The organism is Janthinobacterium sp. EB271-G4-7A (assembly GCF_020858075.1).
Taxonomy (GTDB): Bacteria; Pseudomonadota; Gammaproteobacteria; order Burkholderiales; family Burkholderiaceae_D; genus Janthinobacterium; species Janthinobacterium lividum.
Genome location: NZ_JACYMI010000001.1, coordinates 1,307,701 through 1,322,936, shown reverse-complemented (window position 1 = coordinate 1,322,936; position 15,236 = coordinate 1,307,701). Strand labels below are relative to the sequence as shown.

Sequence of the window (15,236 nt, the reverse complement as noted above, 5' to 3'; positions counted from 1 at the left end):
TTAGAAGCGGTGCTGGATGCCGGCAATCAGGCCGCGCTGCGTGTCGCCAAAACCGGCATCGTCACGCGACAGGCTGACCAGCTGCTTGTGCTTGGCCTTGGCGTAGGCGCCGGCCACGTACAGGTCTGTGCGCTTGGACAGGGCATAGCGCACGCGCGCCACGTACATGATCGGATCGGCATCGAGGTTGGCGGCCACGTTCTTCACGTCCTGGTAGTAGATCACGCCCGTCAGGGTGACGACCGGCGTGGTCTTGTAGCTGACGCCGCCCCAGTACAGGGTGCCGCGCACGTCGGCCTTGCCGGCGGCAGCCGGATCGAGCTTGTAGTCGCGCGCCGCCGCCTGCACTTTCCACGGGCCGTCGTCATACATGGCGCCCAGGTGGTAGACGGTGGTCTTGTCGCGCGCGCCGCCGGCGATGGTGTTGCCGTTCACCTGTTCATATGTAGCGAGCAGGCTGACAGGACCCGTCTTGTAGGTGACGGCCGTGGACAGCTTGGCGCTGTCCGAATTGCCCGTCGACTGTTCACCGAAGCCGTACGATGCGCCGTAGCTGAAGTCGCCCGTCTTGCCCGAATACTTGACCATATTGTCGAAGGCCGTCGTCATGCCGTATTTGCTCGGACCCGTCGCGTGGGCCGAAGTGGCCCACGAGTAGAACGGCGCATAGGCCATCGGATCGAATGGCAGCACGAAGTCATACACGGTGGTGAACGAGCGTCCCAGCACGACGCGGCCAAACGCGCCTTCCAGGCCCACGTTGGCCTGGCGCTTGAACAGCGCTCCGTCGGCCGCGCCCGTGTCGACCAGGATGCCGCCTTCCAGATTGAAGACGGCCTTCAGGCCGCCGCCCAGGTCTTCGCTGCCCAGGATGCCCCAGCGCGAGGTGTTCATGCCGCCCGAGCTGACTTGCGTCATCGAGCTTTTGTTCGGACCGGCGTTGCTGGTGTTGCTGATGCCGGCGTCCAGGCGACCGTACAGGGTGACGTTCGACTGGGCGTGGGCGCTGCCGGCTGCGGCGAGTAGCGCCATGGCGGCCAGCGAGAATGCAGTTTTCTTCATGTAGAGTGTCTCCCTTAGATATAGTTATTAGTGATATGCCTGATCATTTTCATGAATCAGGATCACACTATATGAGCGCGATCCTTTCAATTCGCTTTCAGACTGACAGGTGTCGTCCGCCAGCCACAAGGCGGGCAAACATATTCATCGCCGCCCCTGTCGGCGCGGCGCCGGCAGGCTTACACTGCACCAATTCAAACGAATGGCGGAGACCATGCGCATATTATTAGTGGAAGACCATCTGGAGCTGTCGCACTGGCTGGCAAAGGCCCTGCGCGACGCGCACCTGACGGTGGAGACCGCCCACAACGGCGCCGATGCCGACGCCCTGCTGCATACGCAGGAATATTCCCTGGTGCTGCTCGACCTGACCCTGCCGAAGATGGATGGCCTGGACGTGCTGCGCCGCCTGCGCGCGCGCGGCGGCACGCGCGGCAAGACTCCCGTCATGATACTCACGGCGCGCGGCGGCCTCGATGAAAAAGTGCAGGGCCTGAACCTGGGCGCGGACGATTACATGGCCAAGCCGTTCGAGCTGGCCGAACTGGAAGCGCGCGTGAAAGCCCTGCTGCGCCGCAGCCAGGGCAACGAGGCACTCGTGCACACCTGCGGCGCCCTCAGTTTCGACACCGTCACGCGCATGTTCAGCTATCGCGGAGCGGCGCTGGCGCTGACGCCGCGCGAACACGCCGTGCTCGAAGCGCTGATCACGCGCTCGGGGCGGGCCGTGTCGAAGGAAAAGCTGTTTGACGAAGTCTTTGCGCTGGCCGACGACGCCAACCTGGACGCCATCGAACTGTATATCCACCGCGTACGCAAAAAACTCGAGAACGGCGTGGAAAGCGGCTCGCCCGACGGCGCCGTCATCACCACCCTGCGCGGCATCGGCTACCTGCTGCAGCCGCGCAGCGCGATGGCGCCGGCCGCGCCAAAATGACCGTGCGCGCCCCACGCCTGCCGCTGCTCGAACGCCTGCGCCGGCGCTGGGCGCAGAGCCGGCCGCTGGGCAGCCTGCGCAGCCAGCTGCTGCGCTGGCTGCTCATTCCGCTGGTGATGCTGGTGCTGCTCGATGCCGTTTTTGTCTACCGCAACGCGCTCGACGCGGCCGACATGGCCTACGACCGCTCCTTGCTGGCATCGACGCGGGCGCTGGCCGAGCGCGTCTCCATCGTCGGCGGCAAGGTCGTCGCCGAAGTGCCTTACGTGGCGCTCGACAGCTTCGAGACCGACACCCTGGGCCGCATCTACTACAAGGTGACGGGCATCAATGGCGAGCTGGTGTCAGGCTATGGCGACTTGCCGCCCGTGCCGAAAAACGTGCCCCGCTCGCAGAACTATCCGGCCCTGGTGCGCTTCTACCACGCCGACTACCACGGCAAGCCGATCCGCATCGCCGCCCTGCTGCAACCCGTGTATGACGACTCGATGCGCGGCATCGCCCTGATCCAGGTGGCCGAGACGCTGGACGCGCGGCGCGGCCTGTCGAACCAGATCCTGTTCGACACCCTGATCTGGCAGGCGGCAATGATACTGGTGATGGGCGCCCTCGTGTGGTTTGCCGTGCGCCTGGTGCTACGCCCGCTGATGCGCCTGAAAACGGAAGTCGAGACGCGCACCCTGTCCGATTTGTCCGACGTCGATCCCACGCTGGTACACAAGGAAATGCGCCCGCTGGTCAGTGCCATGAACGGCTCCATGTCGCGCCTGCAGCAGCTGATCGCCAGCCAGCGCCGCTTCATCGCCGACGCCTCGCACCAGCTGCGCACGCCATTGACGGTGCTGAAAACCCAGGCCGAACTGGCCATGCGCGAGTGCGACCGCCAGGCGGGCGCGCCGCCGGACATCGCCGCCCTGCGCGACATCGTGCGCTCGATCGCCGCCACCACCGATTCGACCGTGCTGCTGGCCAACCGCCTCCTGACCCTGGCGCGCATCGAGCATGGCGGCGAGAATCTGGCGATGGATACCGTCGCGCTGCGCGACGTGGCGCAGCAGGTGGGACTGGAAATGGCCATGACCGCGGTCGCCAAACATATAGACCTGTCGCTGGAAGCGCCCGACGAGGCACCCGTGCATGGCCAGGCCCTGCTGCTGCATGAACTGGTGGCCAACCTGGTCGACAACGCCCTGCGCTACACGCCGCAGGGCGGCAGCGTGATCCTGCGCGTGCGCGCGGCGCAGACGGGGATCGGACACGAACACGGCGCCGTGCTGGAAGTGGAAGACAGCGGCAAGGGCATCCCGCCGGCCGAGCGCGAGCGCGTGTTGACGCCGTTCTACCGGGTCGGCGCGGCGCTCGAGAGCAATCCTGGCGGCGCCGGGCTGGGCCTGGCCATCGTGCGCGACATCGCGGCCCTGCACGGCGCCCGGCTGGAACTGGCGACGGCGGCGAATGGACATGGACTGAAGGTCAGCGTGCATTTCAGCGGTGCCGCATGACGGATTGCGCAGACAGGCAGTTCACATGTTGCGTTGCTTAAAAACAACAAATGATTTATTTCTAATATTTTTAAAATAATTGCCTTACATAAACATATTCATCCCTATACAATTCGGCTCCCATTAAGCGGCGAGACAGTCTCTCCGCATTAATTATCTAGGATTAATATGAAAAAGCAATTGTTTGCAGTAGTCGTCGGCGCCGCTCTGGCATTCCCTTTGTTTGCACAAGCTGAAAACATTTATGTCGGCGCGAATGCCGGCCGTTCGGAATTGAAATTGTCGGGCGATGTCGCTTCGGGCAAAGAAAACAAAACCGGTTTTAAAGTTTATGCCGGTTACGACTTCACGCCTAACTTCGGCGCGGAAGCCGGTTATGTCAATTTCGGCAAACTGAAGGAAAGCGAAGGCAAGGAATCGCTGAGCATGGAAACCAGCGCAATCTACGCAGCCGCCACCGGCACCTTGCCATTGAACGCTGAATTCTCGCTGTTTGCAAAAGTTGGCGTTACTCAAAACCACACCAAAGCCAAATTGAACCTGATCGGTTTCAGCGCCAGCGAATCGAAAAACAAAACCGCTGCCCTGTTTGGCATCGGTGCTGCTTATAACTTCAATAAAAACCTGTCGGCCGTTGCTGAATATGAAAACTTCGGCAAAACGATGAGCCAGGATGGCATGAAACTGAAAGCCGACCTGCTGTCGATCGGCCTGCGCTACAAGTTCTAATTCACGCTCGCGCGAATCAGAATCAAGCCGTTGTTAGCGGCTGATAAAAAAAACCGGCTATGCAGCCGGTTTTTTTATGGGTGAATGGTAAGCAGGCGGCATGGATGCTAAGATCGCGCCCTGAGATTTTAAGGAAGGCACCGCCATGATGACCAAAGAAGATGTAAGCGAACTGTTTGCCAATATCGCCGAGAACGCGCCATGGGACCTGTCCCAGCCGCTGCTGTGGGGCTATTACTTCACCAACCCCACGTCCGAACCGCTGGAGCAGGCCGCCACCGTGCTGGCGCTGCAGGGCTACCGCCCGGTGGAACTGTACCAGCCGGAACTCGACGATCCGGCAGCACCGCCCGTGTGGGTGCTGCACGTGGAAAAGGCCGAAGTACATGGCGTCGACAGCCTGCATGCGCGCAATGGCGAACTGATGGCGTTTGCGCAGGACAACCAGCTGGCCAGCTATGACGGCATGGATGTGGGCCCCGTCGGCGCGCCCGACGTGCCGCAGCATTAAGACCGCCATCGGATGAAAAAACGGCGCCCGCGGGCGCCGTTTTGCATGGCTCGCTGAAAACGCTCAGCTCAGGTTTTCCAGGCGGATCTTGGTGACCGTGCCCACCACGCTGTTCAACGCTTCCATCTTCTCGATGGCGGCCGTGACGTTCTTTTCCTGCGTCTGGTGCGTCAGCATGATGATGTCCGTGTGCGTCTCGCCCTCGGCTGGCTCTTTTTGCAGCATGGCGTCGATCGAGATGCCGCGTTCGGCCAGGATGCGCGTCAGGTCGGCCAGCACGCCCGGCTGGTCGGCCACGTGCATGCGCAGGTAGTAGCTGGTGGTGATTTCCGACATCGGCAAGATCGCGATATCGGTCATCGCGTTCGGCTGGAACGCCAGGTGCGGCACGCGGTGTTCCGGGTCGGCCGTGGCCAGGCGGGTGATGTCGACCAGGTCGGCGATCACCGACGAGGCGGTCGGCTCGGCGCCCGCGCCGCGGCCCGAGTACAGGCTGGCGCCGACGGCGTCGCCATGCACCAGCACCGCATTCATGGCGCCTTCCACGTTGGCGATCAGGCGCTTGGCCGGGATCAGGGTCGGATGCACGCGCAGCTCGATGCCTTCCACGCCATTGACGGTGGCGCGCTTGGTGATGCCCAGCAGCTTGATGCGGTAGCCCAGTTGCTCGGCGTAGCGGATATCGACGGCATTGAGGTTGCTGATGCCTTCCACGTAAGCCTTGTCGAACTGCACCGGGATGCCGAAGGCGATGGCCGACATGATGGTGGCCTTGTGCGCGGCGTCGACGCCTTCGATGTCGAAGGTGGGATCGGCTTCCGCATAGCCCAGTTCCTGTGCCTGTTTCAGCACGGTGGCGAAATCGAGGCCCTTGTCGCGCATCTCGGACAGGATGAAATTGGTGGTGCCGTTGATGATGCCGGCGATCCATTCGATGCGGTTGGCCGTCAAGCCTTCGCGCAGCGCCTTGATGATGGGGATGCCGCCGGCGACGGCCGCTTCGAAGGCCACCATCACGCCCTTGTCCTGGGCGGCGGCGAAGATTTCGTTGCCGTGCACGGCCAGCAGGGCCTTGTTGGCCGTGACCACATGCTTGCCGTTGGCAATCGCCTGCATGACCAGGGTTTTCGACAGGTCGTAGCCGCCGATCAGTTCGACGACGATGTCGATCTCGGGATCGTTGACGATCAGCATCGGGTCATTGACGACCTTGCAGCCGCCGGCGACCAGCGCTTCGGCGCGCGCCACGTCGCGCACGGCGACGGCGACGACTTCAATGCCGCGGCCCGCGCGGCGCTTGATTTCTTCCTGGTTGCGTTTCAGGACGCTGAACGTGCCGTAACCGACATTGCCCAGGCCCAGCAGGCCGATCTTGATGGATTTCATAGTTGTGCTTGACTGCTCATAAGTGGCGCCCCCCTTGAGCGGCGCCAGGTTGATCGAGATTGCTGCTGGCTGATTCAGCCCCGGCCGTGACGCTTGCGGTAACCTTCGAGGAAGCGCGCAATGCGCCCCATGGCCTCGGTCAGGTCATCGGAGTTGGGCAGGAAGACGACACGAAAATGGTCGGGCGCGATCCAGTTGAACCCCGTGCCCTGCACGATCAGGACCTTGGCTTCGGCCAGTAATTCATAGGCAAACTGCTGGTCGTCGGCGATCGGGTAGATCTCCGGGTCCAGGCGCGGGAACATGTACAGCGCGGCCTTCGGCTTGACACAGGTGACGCCCGGAATATCGGTCAGCAGCTTGTGCGCCAGATCGCGCTGTTTCAACAGGCGCCCGCCGGGCCCCACCAGGTCTTGTATGCTCTGGTAGCCGCCAAGCGCCGTCTGGATGGCAAATTGCCCCGGCGCGTTGGCGCATAGCCGCATCGAGGCCAGCATGTTGAGGCCTTCGATGTAATCCTTTGCGTGGCGCTTTTCGCCCGAGACCACCATCCAGCCGGAACGGTAGCCGCAGGAGCGGTAATTCTTCGACAGGCCGTTCATGGTGATGAACAGCACGTCGTCTGCCAGCGAGGCGATCGACACGTGCTCGGCTTCGTCGTACAGCACCTTGTCGTAGATCTCGTCGGCGAAAATGATCAGCTGGTGCTGGCGCGCCAGTTCGACGATCTGCAGCAGCACGGAAACCGGGTACAGCGCGCCCGTGGGATTGTTCGGGTTGATGACGACGATGGCTTTCGTTTGCGGCGTGATCTTGCGGCGCATGTCCTCGATGTCGGGATACCACTCGTTCTGCTCGTCGCACACATAGTGCACGGGATTTCCGCCCGACAGGCTGACGGCGGCCGTCCACAGCGGGTAGTCGGGCGCCGGCACCAGCACTTCGTCGCCACTGTTGAGCAGCGCGTTCATCGACATGACGATCAGTTCGGAAGCGCCATTGCCCAGATAAATGTCATCGATGGTCACGCCGGCGATATTCTTGCCCTGGGTGTAGTGCATGACGGCCTTGCGCGGCGCGAACATGCCTTTCGAATCCGTATAGCCGGCCGCGTTCTGCAGATTAAGCATCATATCGCGCACGATCTCGTCGGGCGGATCGAAGCCGAATACGGCCAGGTTGCCGATATTGAGCTTGGTGATCTTGTGGCCTTCTTCTTCCATTTGCCTGGATTTTTCCAGGACCGGGCCGCGGATGTCGTAGCAGACGTCCGCCAATTTATTCGATTTCTGAATCGGTCGCAAAATAAATCCCTGTCGTGATGCGGCGCGGTGACCAGAACTTGCAGCATGATAGCCGCGCCAGAACTATGAACCCGTGAAACTGCAATGCGAAAGACTGCAAGGCGAAAACAACCATTCTCGCCGAAAACAGGCCATTTTATCAAATTAAACATGGCCAACCCCAGCATTTGACGCCGATTCTGCCACGCCGGCGCCTTCGGACGACAATCGGGCGGGCGCCATCTTCATCTTCCCTTAATCTTGCAGCATTACCATGGCGAAAGCAGGCATCGCCACTGTGGCGCCGAACATTGCAATTTGGAAAGGATGTTGCTTTTCAGTCGCTCTTTTCTGTCATTTATGGCATGCTTACGCCCTTGGCCGCGGCACGCAATTTGGCCGCGCGCGCACCGATCAACCGACACGACCAGCCCCCGATATCGCCATGAAACTCCATGCCAGCAGCACCCAACAATACCAGACTGTCACCGGCTATGACGAAAACGGCGTCGAGATCAATGCCCAGCCGTATAACTACAGTCTGATCGTCATGCCGGAAATGCCCCCGCGGGCGTGGGAGGTGGACAGTTTCGAACAGCTGAACGAAGCGCATTTCGCGCAAATCCTGGCCGATGCGCCCGACGTGGTCATCCTCGGTACGGGCGAGCGCCAGCGCTTCGTGCACCCGAAGCTGACGGCCGCGCTGACCATGCGCCGCATCGGCGTCGAATGCATGGATAGCCAGGCTGCCTGCCGCACCTACAATATCCTCATGGGCGAAGGCCGCAAAGTCACCCTGGCACTGATCCTGGCCCCGGCTGCAGGCAAGGCCGCATGAAAATCAATGTCAACGAGCTGCACTCGTCGCGGGTGCTGATGTGGTCGCTGCTGGGCATCTTCATCGTCGTCACCCTGTATGCGCTGGGCGTGCGCACCCTGGTGCCGCCCGACGAAGGCCGCTACGCGGAGATGGCGCGCGAAATGTTCGTCACGGGCGACTGGATCACCACGCGCCTGAACGGCATCAAGTACTTTGAAAAACCGCCGCTGCAAACGTGGATGAATGCGCTGACCTTCGCCGCCTTCGGCCTGGGCGAATGGCAGGCCCGTTTGTGGACCGGCCTGTGCGGCATCATCGGCGTGTGCATGACGGCCTACGCGGGCAAGAAAGTGTTCGGCCCGCGCGTGGGACTGTATGCGGGCCTGGTGCTGGCGTCGAGCCTGTTCTGGCTCGCTTCCGGCCAGATCAATTCGCTGGACATGGGCCTGTCGGGCATGATGACCCTCACCATGGGCAGCCTGCTGATCGCCCAGCGCGACGACGCCACGGCGCTTGAACGGCGCAACTGGATGCTGGCCTGCTGGGCCGCCATGGCGCTGGCCGTGCTGGCCAAGGGCCTGATCGGCATCGTGCTGCCGGGCGCCGTGCTGGTGCTGTATTCGCTGTGCGCGCGCGACTGGCGCATCTGGACGCGTTTGCATCTGGTCAAGGGCTTGCTGGTGTTCCTTGCCATCGCCACGCCGTGGTTCGTGCTGGTCGCCCTGCGCAATCCGGAACAGCCGCATTTCTTCTTCATCCATGAGCATTTCCAGCGCTTCCTGATGAAGGGCCACAAGCGCGAAGGGGCCTGGTATTACTTCCTGGTGCTGCTCATTCCCGGCATCCTGCCGTGGATAGGCGTACTGCCGCAAAGCCTGGCCGCCGCCTTCCAGCGCCAGGAAGGCGCCTTCCAGCCCCGTTTGATGCTGCTCGTTTGGGCCGTCTTCATTTTCTTCTTCTTCAGCTATTCGACCTCGAAGCTGCCTGGCTATATCGTGCCCATCTTCCCGGCGCTGGCCCTGCTGGTGGCGCTGTACCTGGAATCGGCCTCGCGCCGCCAGCGCATGCTGGCCGCCGGCCTGCTGTGCGTGCTGGGCGCGGCCGTCCTGATCGGCGGACCGATCGCCTTTGGCAAGGCCAGCGCGCGCGACGCGGAAGCCTTGATCGCGCTCAAGGGATACCAGCCATGGCTGATGGCGGCCGGCTTCTTCGCCCTGGCCGGTGGCGCCCTGGCCTTGCTGCATGCGCGCCAGCTGCGCCGCGACATGACGGTGCTGACCATCGCCGGCGCCGGCTTCCTGGCCACGCACTGCATCCTGGCCGGCTCCGAACTGTATGGCCAGAACCGCGCGGGCACCGACATGCTGCCGCAGATCCAGGCCGAATTGACGGCCGATACCAAGCTCTATTCGGTCGGCATCTATGAACAGTCGCTGACATACTACCTGCAGCGGCCCGTGATCCTCGTCGATTACTGGGATGAGTTCACGTTTGGCCTGAAACAGCAGCCCGAGCTGTCCATCCCGAGCATCGAGACTTTCATCACGCAATGGACGAACGATGCCAACGCCGGCGTGCGCGACATGGCGATTATCAGCCTGTACCGTTACAAGGAATTGCAGGAGCGTGGCGTGCCCATGCGTGTCATTGCCAAGGATGCGCGCCGCATGGTCATTGCCAACAAATAAATGTTTAAAGGGGCGCGAGGCAGTATGGATCGCGCCCCCGGCCAGCTTGCCCCGCCCCCGCATCAGCAGGATTTTTCACCGCTGAACCGGCTGCGCCGCCGTACTGACGATATAAAATAGCCATGCCTGCCAGCGGCCATTGACCGCACTGGCAGCCTCGGCAACGCCGATACCCTGACACAATACAGATCCAAGAACTGCGCCCCATGACCTCTACCCTGCCCTTTTTGCCATTTTCCAAACCCACCATCGATGAAGCGACCATCGCCGCCGTCGGCGAAGTGCTGCGCTCGGGCTGGATCACCAGCGGCCCGAAAGTGCAGGCATTCGAAGCCCAGCTGTCCGAGTATTTCGGCGGGCGTCCCGTGCGCACCTTCAATTCGGGCACGTGCACCATGGAAATCGCGCTGCGCATCGCCGGCATCGGCCCCGGCGACGAAGTCATCACCACGCCCGTGTCGTGGGTAGCGACAGCCAACGTCATCATCGAGGTGGGCGCCACGCCCGTGTTTGCCGACATCGATCCCGTCACGCGCAATATCGACCTCGACAAGCTGGAAGCGGCCATCACCCCGCGTACGAAGGCCATCATCCCCGTCTACCTGTCCGGCTTGCCCGTCGACATGGACCGCCTGTATGCGATTGCTGAAAAGTACAATTTAAGGGTCGTGGAAGACGCGGCGCAAGCATTCGGCTCCACCTGGAAGGGCAAGCGCATCGGCGCGTTTGGCGACTTCGTCTCGTTCAGCTTCCAGGCCAACAAGAACATCACCACGGGTGAAGGCGGCTGCCTCGTCCTCAACAATCTGGAAGAAGCGAAGCTGGCCGAGAAATACCGGCTGCAGGGCGTCACGCGCAGCGGCGTCGACGGCATCGACGTCGATGTACTGGGCGGCAAATACAACATGAGCGACATCATGGCCGCCATCGGCCTGGGCCAGTTCGCCAATATCGACGCGATCACGGCCCACCGCCGCGCGCTGGCACGCCACTATTTCGCGCAATTCGGCAGCGATTTCGAAGCGCAGAGCGGCGCCCAGCTGCCCGTGCAGGACTTTGAAAACAGCAACTGGCATTTGTTCCAGATCATCCTGCCCGACAATGGCCCCGGCACGCGTGCCGCCTTCATGCAGCAAATGGCGCAGCAGAACGTGGGAACGGGCTATCATTACGCACCGATCCACCTGTTTACCATGTACCGCGAACGCGGCTTTACCGAAGGCATGTTCCCCGTCTCGGAAAAGATCGGCCGCCTGACCGTGACCTTGCCGATGTTCTACGCCATGACGACACAGGACGTGGAACGCGCCGTCGCCACCGTCAAATCCATTCTCATCAAATGAGCAGCGCGCCGATGAAACCTGAACTGTCCATTATCATTCCAATCTACAACGAGCAGGATGGCCTGGCCAGCCTGTTCGCCCGCCTGTATCCGGCCCTCGATGCCCTGCAGACGAGCTACGAGATCATCTTTGTCAATGATGGCAGCCGCGACAATTCGGTGGCCATCCTGGCGGAACAGTTCCGCCAGCGCCCCGACGTCACGCGCGTAGTCTTGTTCAACGGTAATTATGGCCAGCACATGGCCATCCTGGCCGGCTTTGAAGCTTCGCGCGGGCAAATCATGGTCACGCTCGATGCCGACCTGCAGAATCCGCCCGAAGAAATCGGCAACCTGGTGGCAAAGATGCGCGAAGGCTACGATTACGTGGGCTCGATCCGGCGCAAGCGGCAAGATTCCGCCTGGCGCACCCTGGCGTCGAAGATGATGAACCGGCTGCGCGAGCGCATCACCAACATCAAGATCACGGACCAGGGCAACATGCTGCGCGCGTACGGCCGCAACGTGATCGACCTGGTCAACCAGTGCGCCGAAGTCAACACCTTCGTTCCCGCCCTGGCCTACACGTTTGCCCGCAAGCCCACGGAAATTACCGTCGAGCACGAGGAACGGGCAGCCGGCGAGTCGAAATATTCGCTGTACAGCCTGATCCGCCTCAATTTCGACCTGGTCACGGGCTTTTCGCTGATTCCCCTGCAAATCTTTTCGATGCTGGGCATGCTGCTGTCACTCAGTTCGGCCCTGCTGGTGATCTATCTGCTGGCGCGCCGCTTCCTGTTCGGCGCCGAGGCGCAGGGCGTGTTCACCCTGTTCGCCATCGCCTTCTTCCTGATGGGCGTGATCCTGTTCGGCATCGGCCTCGTGGGCGAATACGTGGGACGCATCTTCCAGCAAGTGCGCGCCCGTCCCCGCTACGTGGTGCAAACCATCTTGCAGGACGGCATGGCCCAGGCGGAAGCCGAGGCGCCATCGTACGTGCGCCTGGAAAAGCGCCAGGTGGGCCGCTGATGGGCGCCCCGCGCGCCGTCGTCTTCGGCTACCACAATGTGGGCGTGCGCTGCATCAAGGTGCTGCTGGCCGGTGGCGTCGATATCGCCCTGGTCGTCACGCACGAAGACAGCCCCACGGAAAACCTGTGGTTCGAGTCCGTCGCCAGCCTGTGCCAGGCCGAAGGCATCCCGTACATCACGCCCGGCGATCCGCGCGCGCCCGAGCTGCTGGCGCAGGTGCAGGCGGCAGCGCCGGACATGCTGTTCAGCTTTTACTACCGCCACATGCTGCCCGCCAGCATCCTGGAAGTCGCGCCCGCCTACAATATGCACGGCTCGCTGCTGCCGCAGTTCCGCGGCCGCGCACCCGTCAACTGGGCCGTGCTGCATGGCGCCCCGCAAACGGGCGCCACCCTGCATGAAATGACGGTCAAGCCCGATGCCGGCGCCATCGTCGCGCAAACGGCCGTGCCCATCCTGCCCGATGACACGGCCTTCGAAGTCTTCGGCAAGGTCACCGTGGCGGCGGAACAAACCCTGTGGAACGTGCTGCCGGCCTTGCTGGACGGCACGGCGCCACGCCAGCTCAACGATTTGCGCCAGGGCGGCTACTTTGGCGGGCGCAAGCCGGAAGACGGCCGCATCGACTGGAAGTTACCCGCGCAGCAGGTGTACAACCTGCACCGGGCCGTCGCGCCGCCCTATCCCGGCGCCTTCACCGAAGTCAACGATGTCATTTACACCATCGAAAAAGCCCGCTTGAGCAAGCATTCCGCAGGAAGTTTGCCACCGGGCTTGGCGGTAGTGGATAATTGCATCTTTGGCGTCTGCGGAGACGGCCGCATGCTGGCCATTTCCGCGCTGAGGGCTGCCGGGGAGCCGATTTCGGCTCAGCAATTGCAAGCAAGTCTGACCACCCGCGTCAGCACACACTGATATCACTCAAGAGAATCTCACATGAAAAAAGTCCTCATCTTAGGCGTCAACGGCTTCATCGGCCACCACCTGTCCAAGCGCATCCTGGAAACCACCGACTGGCATGTCTACGGCATGGACATGAACACGGACCGCATCACGGAATTGCTGGAAGATGACAACTACAAGTCGCGCATGCACTTCTTCGAAGGCGACATCACGATCAACAAGGAATGGGTCGAGTACCACGTCAAGAAGTGCGATGTGATCCTGCCGCTGGTGGCCATCGCCACGCCATCGACCTACGTCAAGCAGCCGCTGCGCGTCTTCGAACTGGACTTCGAAGCCAACCTGCCCATCGTCCGCTCGGCCGCCAAGTACGGCAAGCACCTGGTCTTCCCGTCGACCTCGGAAGTGTATGGCATGTGCCATGACGAGGAATTCGATCCGGAAAACTCGGAACTGATCTGCGGCCCGATCAACAAGCCGCGCTGGATCTATTCGAACGCCAAGCAGCTGATGGACCGCGTGATCTGGGGCTACGGCATGGAAGGCTTGAACTTCACCCTGTTCCGTCCATTCAACTGGATCGGCGCCGGCCTGGACTCGATCCACACGCCAAAAGAAGGTTCTTCGCGCGTGGTGACGCAATTCTTCGGCCATATCGTGCGCGGCGAGAACATCTCGCTGGTCGACGGCGGCGCGCAAAAACGCGCGTTCACCTACATCGACGACGGCATCGATGCGCTGATGCGCATCATTGCCAACAAGAACGGCATCGCCAGCGGCAAGATCTACAACATTGGCAATCCGATCAATAACTATTCGATCCGCGACCTGGCCGGCATGATGCTGACCCTGGCCGCCGAATACCCGGAATACGCCGAAGGCGCGAAACACGTGAAAATCGTGGAAACGACCTCGGGCGCCTACTACGGCGCTGGCTACCAGGACGTGCAAAACCGCGTGCCGAAAATCACGAATACCTGCGAAGAGCTGGGCTGGGCGCCGACCACCACCATGGCCGATTCCCTGCGCAATATTTTCGACGCCTACCGCAGCCAGGTAGCCCAAGCCAAAGCCCTGATGGATTAATGTTGAGCAAGCCGTTCCTGACCCTGAAAATCGACGTCGATACCTATCGCGGCACCCGTGAAGGCATGGGCAATCTGGTGCGCATGCTGGCCGCGCACCAGGCCAAGGCCACCTTTCTGTTCTCGCTGGGCCCCGACCACACGGGCTGGGCCCTGCGGCGCGCCTTGCGGCCCGGCTTTTTCAGCAAGGTGTCGCGCACCTCGGTGGTCGAACACTACGGCTTGAAAACATTGATGTACGGCACCTTGCTGCCGGGACCCGATATCGGCAAGCTGTGCGCGGCGCAATTGCGCGCCGTGCGCGATGCCGGTTTCGAGTGCGGCATCCACACCTGGGATCACACCCTGTGGCAAGACAACGTGGCCAAGCGCAACGCCGCCTGGACCATCAACATGATGCGCAAGGCCGCCAACCGCTATGAACAGGTGTTTGGCACCAAGCCGCACACGCACGGCGCGGCCGGCTGGCAAATGAATGTCAGCGCCTTTGTCGAGCACGACACGGCCGGCTACCGCTTTGCCTCCGATGGCCGCGCCATGCTCGACGCGCGCGGCGCCATGGTGCATCCTGGCAATGGCCCACACCGCGTGCGCAACGGCAACACCATCCTGCAATGCGTGCAATTGCCTACCACCCTGCCCACCCTGGATGAATTGCTGGGCTGCGAAATCGACGGCAAACTGATCACAACGAGCAATGTTGCCGCGCATATATTGTCGCTGACGGCGGATAATCCCCGCGATCACGTATATACCTTGCATGCGGAACTTGAAGGACAGAAACTCGCCCCCATTTTCGAACAACTGCTGGCTGGCTGGAAAGCCCAGGGCTACCAGTTTGCAGCGATGGGCGATTATTATGAAAAGATAAAAAATACGGACTTGCCCGTTTGTCCCGTCACCTGGGATGAGTTGCCAGGCCGTTCGGGACGCCTGATTGTGCAGGGCAAAGCGGCCTGAATGCTGTATTGTTGCACC

The 15,236-nt window shown here is 61.8% G+C and carries 14 protein-coding genes; 11 read left to right on the top strand and 3 right to left on the bottom strand.

The annotated features are described in order from the left end of the window. Window positions 1-1,062, bottom strand: a complete 1,062-nt coding sequence (locus IGS58_RS06005) for a porin (RefSeq protein WP_034785482.1) — start codon at window positions 1,060-1,062, stop codon at window positions 1-3. A 214-nt stretch (window positions 1,063-1,276) separates the two neighbouring features. Here IGS58_RS06005 and IGS58_RS06000 point away from each other — a divergent pair, with 214 nt between their 5' ends. The 4 genes from IGS58_RS06000 (at window position 1,277) to IGS58_RS05985 (ending at window position 4,741) form a co-directional block, all read left to right on the top strand. Beyond that, a complete protein-coding gene (locus IGS58_RS06000) occupies window positions 1,277-1,999 on the top strand; it encodes a response regulator (protein ID WP_070260636.1) in 723 nt (240 codons plus the stop codon). Next, the gene (locus IGS58_RS05995; protein ID WP_115057558.1) at window positions 1,996-3,501 is read left to right on the top strand and encodes a sensor histidine kinase; all 1,506 of its coding nucleotides are present in this window, start codon (window positions 1,996-1,998) and stop codon (window positions 3,499-3,501) included. Before IGS58_RS06000 ends, IGS58_RS05995 begins: the two co-directional genes overlap by 4 nt. Window positions 3,502-3,669: 168 nt before the next feature. Continuing rightward, window positions 3,670-4,230, top strand: coding sequence for an outer membrane beta-barrel protein (locus IGS58_RS05990; RefSeq protein WP_034785479.1), 561 nt, complete (start codon window positions 3,670-3,672; stop codon window positions 4,228-4,230). Window positions 4,231-4,375: 145 nt separating this feature from the next. Beyond that, window positions 4,376-4,741, top strand: a complete 366-nt coding sequence (locus IGS58_RS05985; protein ID WP_052140398.1) for a ribonuclease E inhibitor RraB — start codon at window positions 4,376-4,378, stop codon at window positions 4,739-4,741. A 63-nt stretch (window positions 4,742-4,804) separates the two neighbouring features. On the opposite strand, the gene IGS58_RS05980 is transcribed toward IGS58_RS05985, so the two are convergent. Further along, window positions 4,805-6,127 (bottom strand): homoserine dehydrogenase, encoded by a 1,323-nt coding sequence (locus IGS58_RS05980; RefSeq protein ID WP_034785478.1) that lies wholly within the window; start codon window positions 6,125-6,127, stop codon window positions 4,805-4,807. A 74-nt stretch (window positions 6,128-6,201) separates the two neighbouring features. Beyond that, window positions 6,202-7,431 carry a pyridoxal phosphate-dependent aminotransferase gene (locus tag IGS58_RS05975; protein ID WP_034750427.1) on the bottom strand — a complete coding sequence of 410 codons (1,230 nt, stop codon included), beginning with the start codon at window positions 7,429-7,431 and terminating at the stop codon, window positions 6,202-6,204. 424 nt (window positions 7,432-7,855) lie between these two features. On the opposite strand from IGS58_RS05975, the gene IGS58_RS05970 reads away from it, so the two are divergent. From IGS58_RS05970 to IGS58_RS05940, 7 genes are all read left to right on the top strand, one after another. Continuing rightward, window positions 7,856-8,248: an Mth938-like domain-containing protein gene (locus tag IGS58_RS05970; RefSeq protein WP_070260554.1), complete on the top strand. Its 393-nt coding sequence runs from the start codon at window positions 7,856-7,858 to the stop codon at window positions 8,246-8,248. After that, window positions 8,245-9,918, top strand: a complete 1,674-nt coding sequence (locus IGS58_RS05965) for a glycosyltransferase family 39 protein (RefSeq protein WP_230520872.1) — start codon at window positions 8,245-8,247, stop codon at window positions 9,916-9,918. The genes IGS58_RS05970 and IGS58_RS05965 overlap by 4 nt, the downstream gene beginning before the upstream one ends. 206 nt (window positions 9,919-10,124) lie before the next feature. Beyond that, on the top strand, window positions 10,125-11,261 hold the full coding sequence (locus tag IGS58_RS05960) for a DegT/DnrJ/EryC1/StrS family aminotransferase (protein ID WP_070260552.1): 1,137 nt from the start codon (window positions 10,125-10,127) through the stop codon (window positions 11,259-11,261). Between the two features lie 11 nt (window positions 11,262-11,272). After that, entirely contained in the window at window positions 11,273-12,268 is a 996-nt protein-coding gene (locus tag IGS58_RS05955; protein WP_070282401.1) for a glycosyltransferase, read from the top strand. Then, a complete protein-coding gene (locus IGS58_RS05950) occupies window positions 12,268-13,185 on the top strand; it encodes a formyltransferase (protein ID WP_034785471.1) in 918 nt (305 codons plus the stop codon). Before IGS58_RS05955 ends, IGS58_RS05950 begins: the two co-directional genes overlap by 1 nt. A gap of 21 nt (window positions 13,186-13,206) precedes the next feature. Next, complete coding sequence (locus IGS58_RS05945; RefSeq protein WP_034785470.1) at window positions 13,207-14,259, top strand: bifunctional UDP-4-keto-pentose/UDP-xylose synthase; 1,053 nt, start codon at window positions 13,207-13,209, stop codon at window positions 14,257-14,259. Then, window positions 14,259-15,218, top strand: a complete 960-nt coding sequence (locus IGS58_RS05940; RefSeq protein ID WP_070260550.1) for a polysaccharide deacetylase family protein — start codon at window positions 14,259-14,261, stop codon at window positions 15,216-15,218. Before IGS58_RS05945 ends, IGS58_RS05940 begins: the two co-directional genes overlap by 1 nt. The last annotated feature ends 18 nt before the right edge of the window (window positions 15,219-15,236 follow it).

Coding starts and splice junctions, on each gene's coding strand:
- IGS58_RS06005 (WP_034785482.1), bottom strand. CDS start 1,062: ATGAAGAAAACTGCATTCTCGCTGGCCGCCATGGCGCTACTCGCCGCA.
- IGS58_RS06000 (WP_070260636.1), top strand. CDS start 1,277: ATGCGCATATTATTAGTGGAAGACCATCTGGAGCTGTCGCACTGGCTG.
- IGS58_RS05995 (WP_115057558.1), top strand. CDS start 1,996: ATGACCGTGCGCGCCCCACGCCTGCCGCTGCTCGAACGCCTGCGCCGG.
- IGS58_RS05990 (WP_034785479.1), top strand. CDS start 3,670: ATGAAAAAGCAATTGTTTGCAGTAGTCGTCGGCGCCGCTCTGGCATTC.
- IGS58_RS05985 (WP_052140398.1), top strand. CDS start 4,376: ATGATGACCAAAGAAGATGTAAGCGAACTGTTTGCCAATATCGCCGAG.
- IGS58_RS05980 (WP_034785478.1), bottom strand. CDS start 6,127: ATGAAATCCATCAAGATCGGCCTGCTGGGCCTGGGCAATGTCGGTTAC.
- IGS58_RS05970 (WP_070260554.1), top strand. CDS start 7,856: ATGAAACTCCATGCCAGCAGCACCCAACAATACCAGACTGTCACCGGC.
- IGS58_RS05965 (WP_230520872.1), top strand. CDS start 8,245: ATGAAAATCAATGTCAACGAGCTGCACTCGTCGCGGGTGCTGATGTGG.
- IGS58_RS05960 (WP_070260552.1), top strand. CDS start 10,125: ATGACCTCTACCCTGCCCTTTTTGCCATTTTCCAAACCCACCATCGAT.
- IGS58_RS05955 (WP_070282401.1), top strand. CDS start 11,273: ATGAAACCTGAACTGTCCATTATCATTCCAATCTACAACGAGCAGGAT.
- IGS58_RS05950 (WP_034785471.1), top strand. CDS start 12,268: ATGGGCGCCCCGCGCGCCGTCGTCTTCGGCTACCACAATGTGGGCGTG.
- IGS58_RS05945 (WP_034785470.1), top strand. CDS start 13,207: ATGAAAAAAGTCCTCATCTTAGGCGTCAACGGCTTCATCGGCCACCAC.
- IGS58_RS05940 (WP_070260550.1), top strand. CDS start 14,259: ATGTTGAGCAAGCCGTTCCTGACCCTGAAAATCGACGTCGATACCTAT.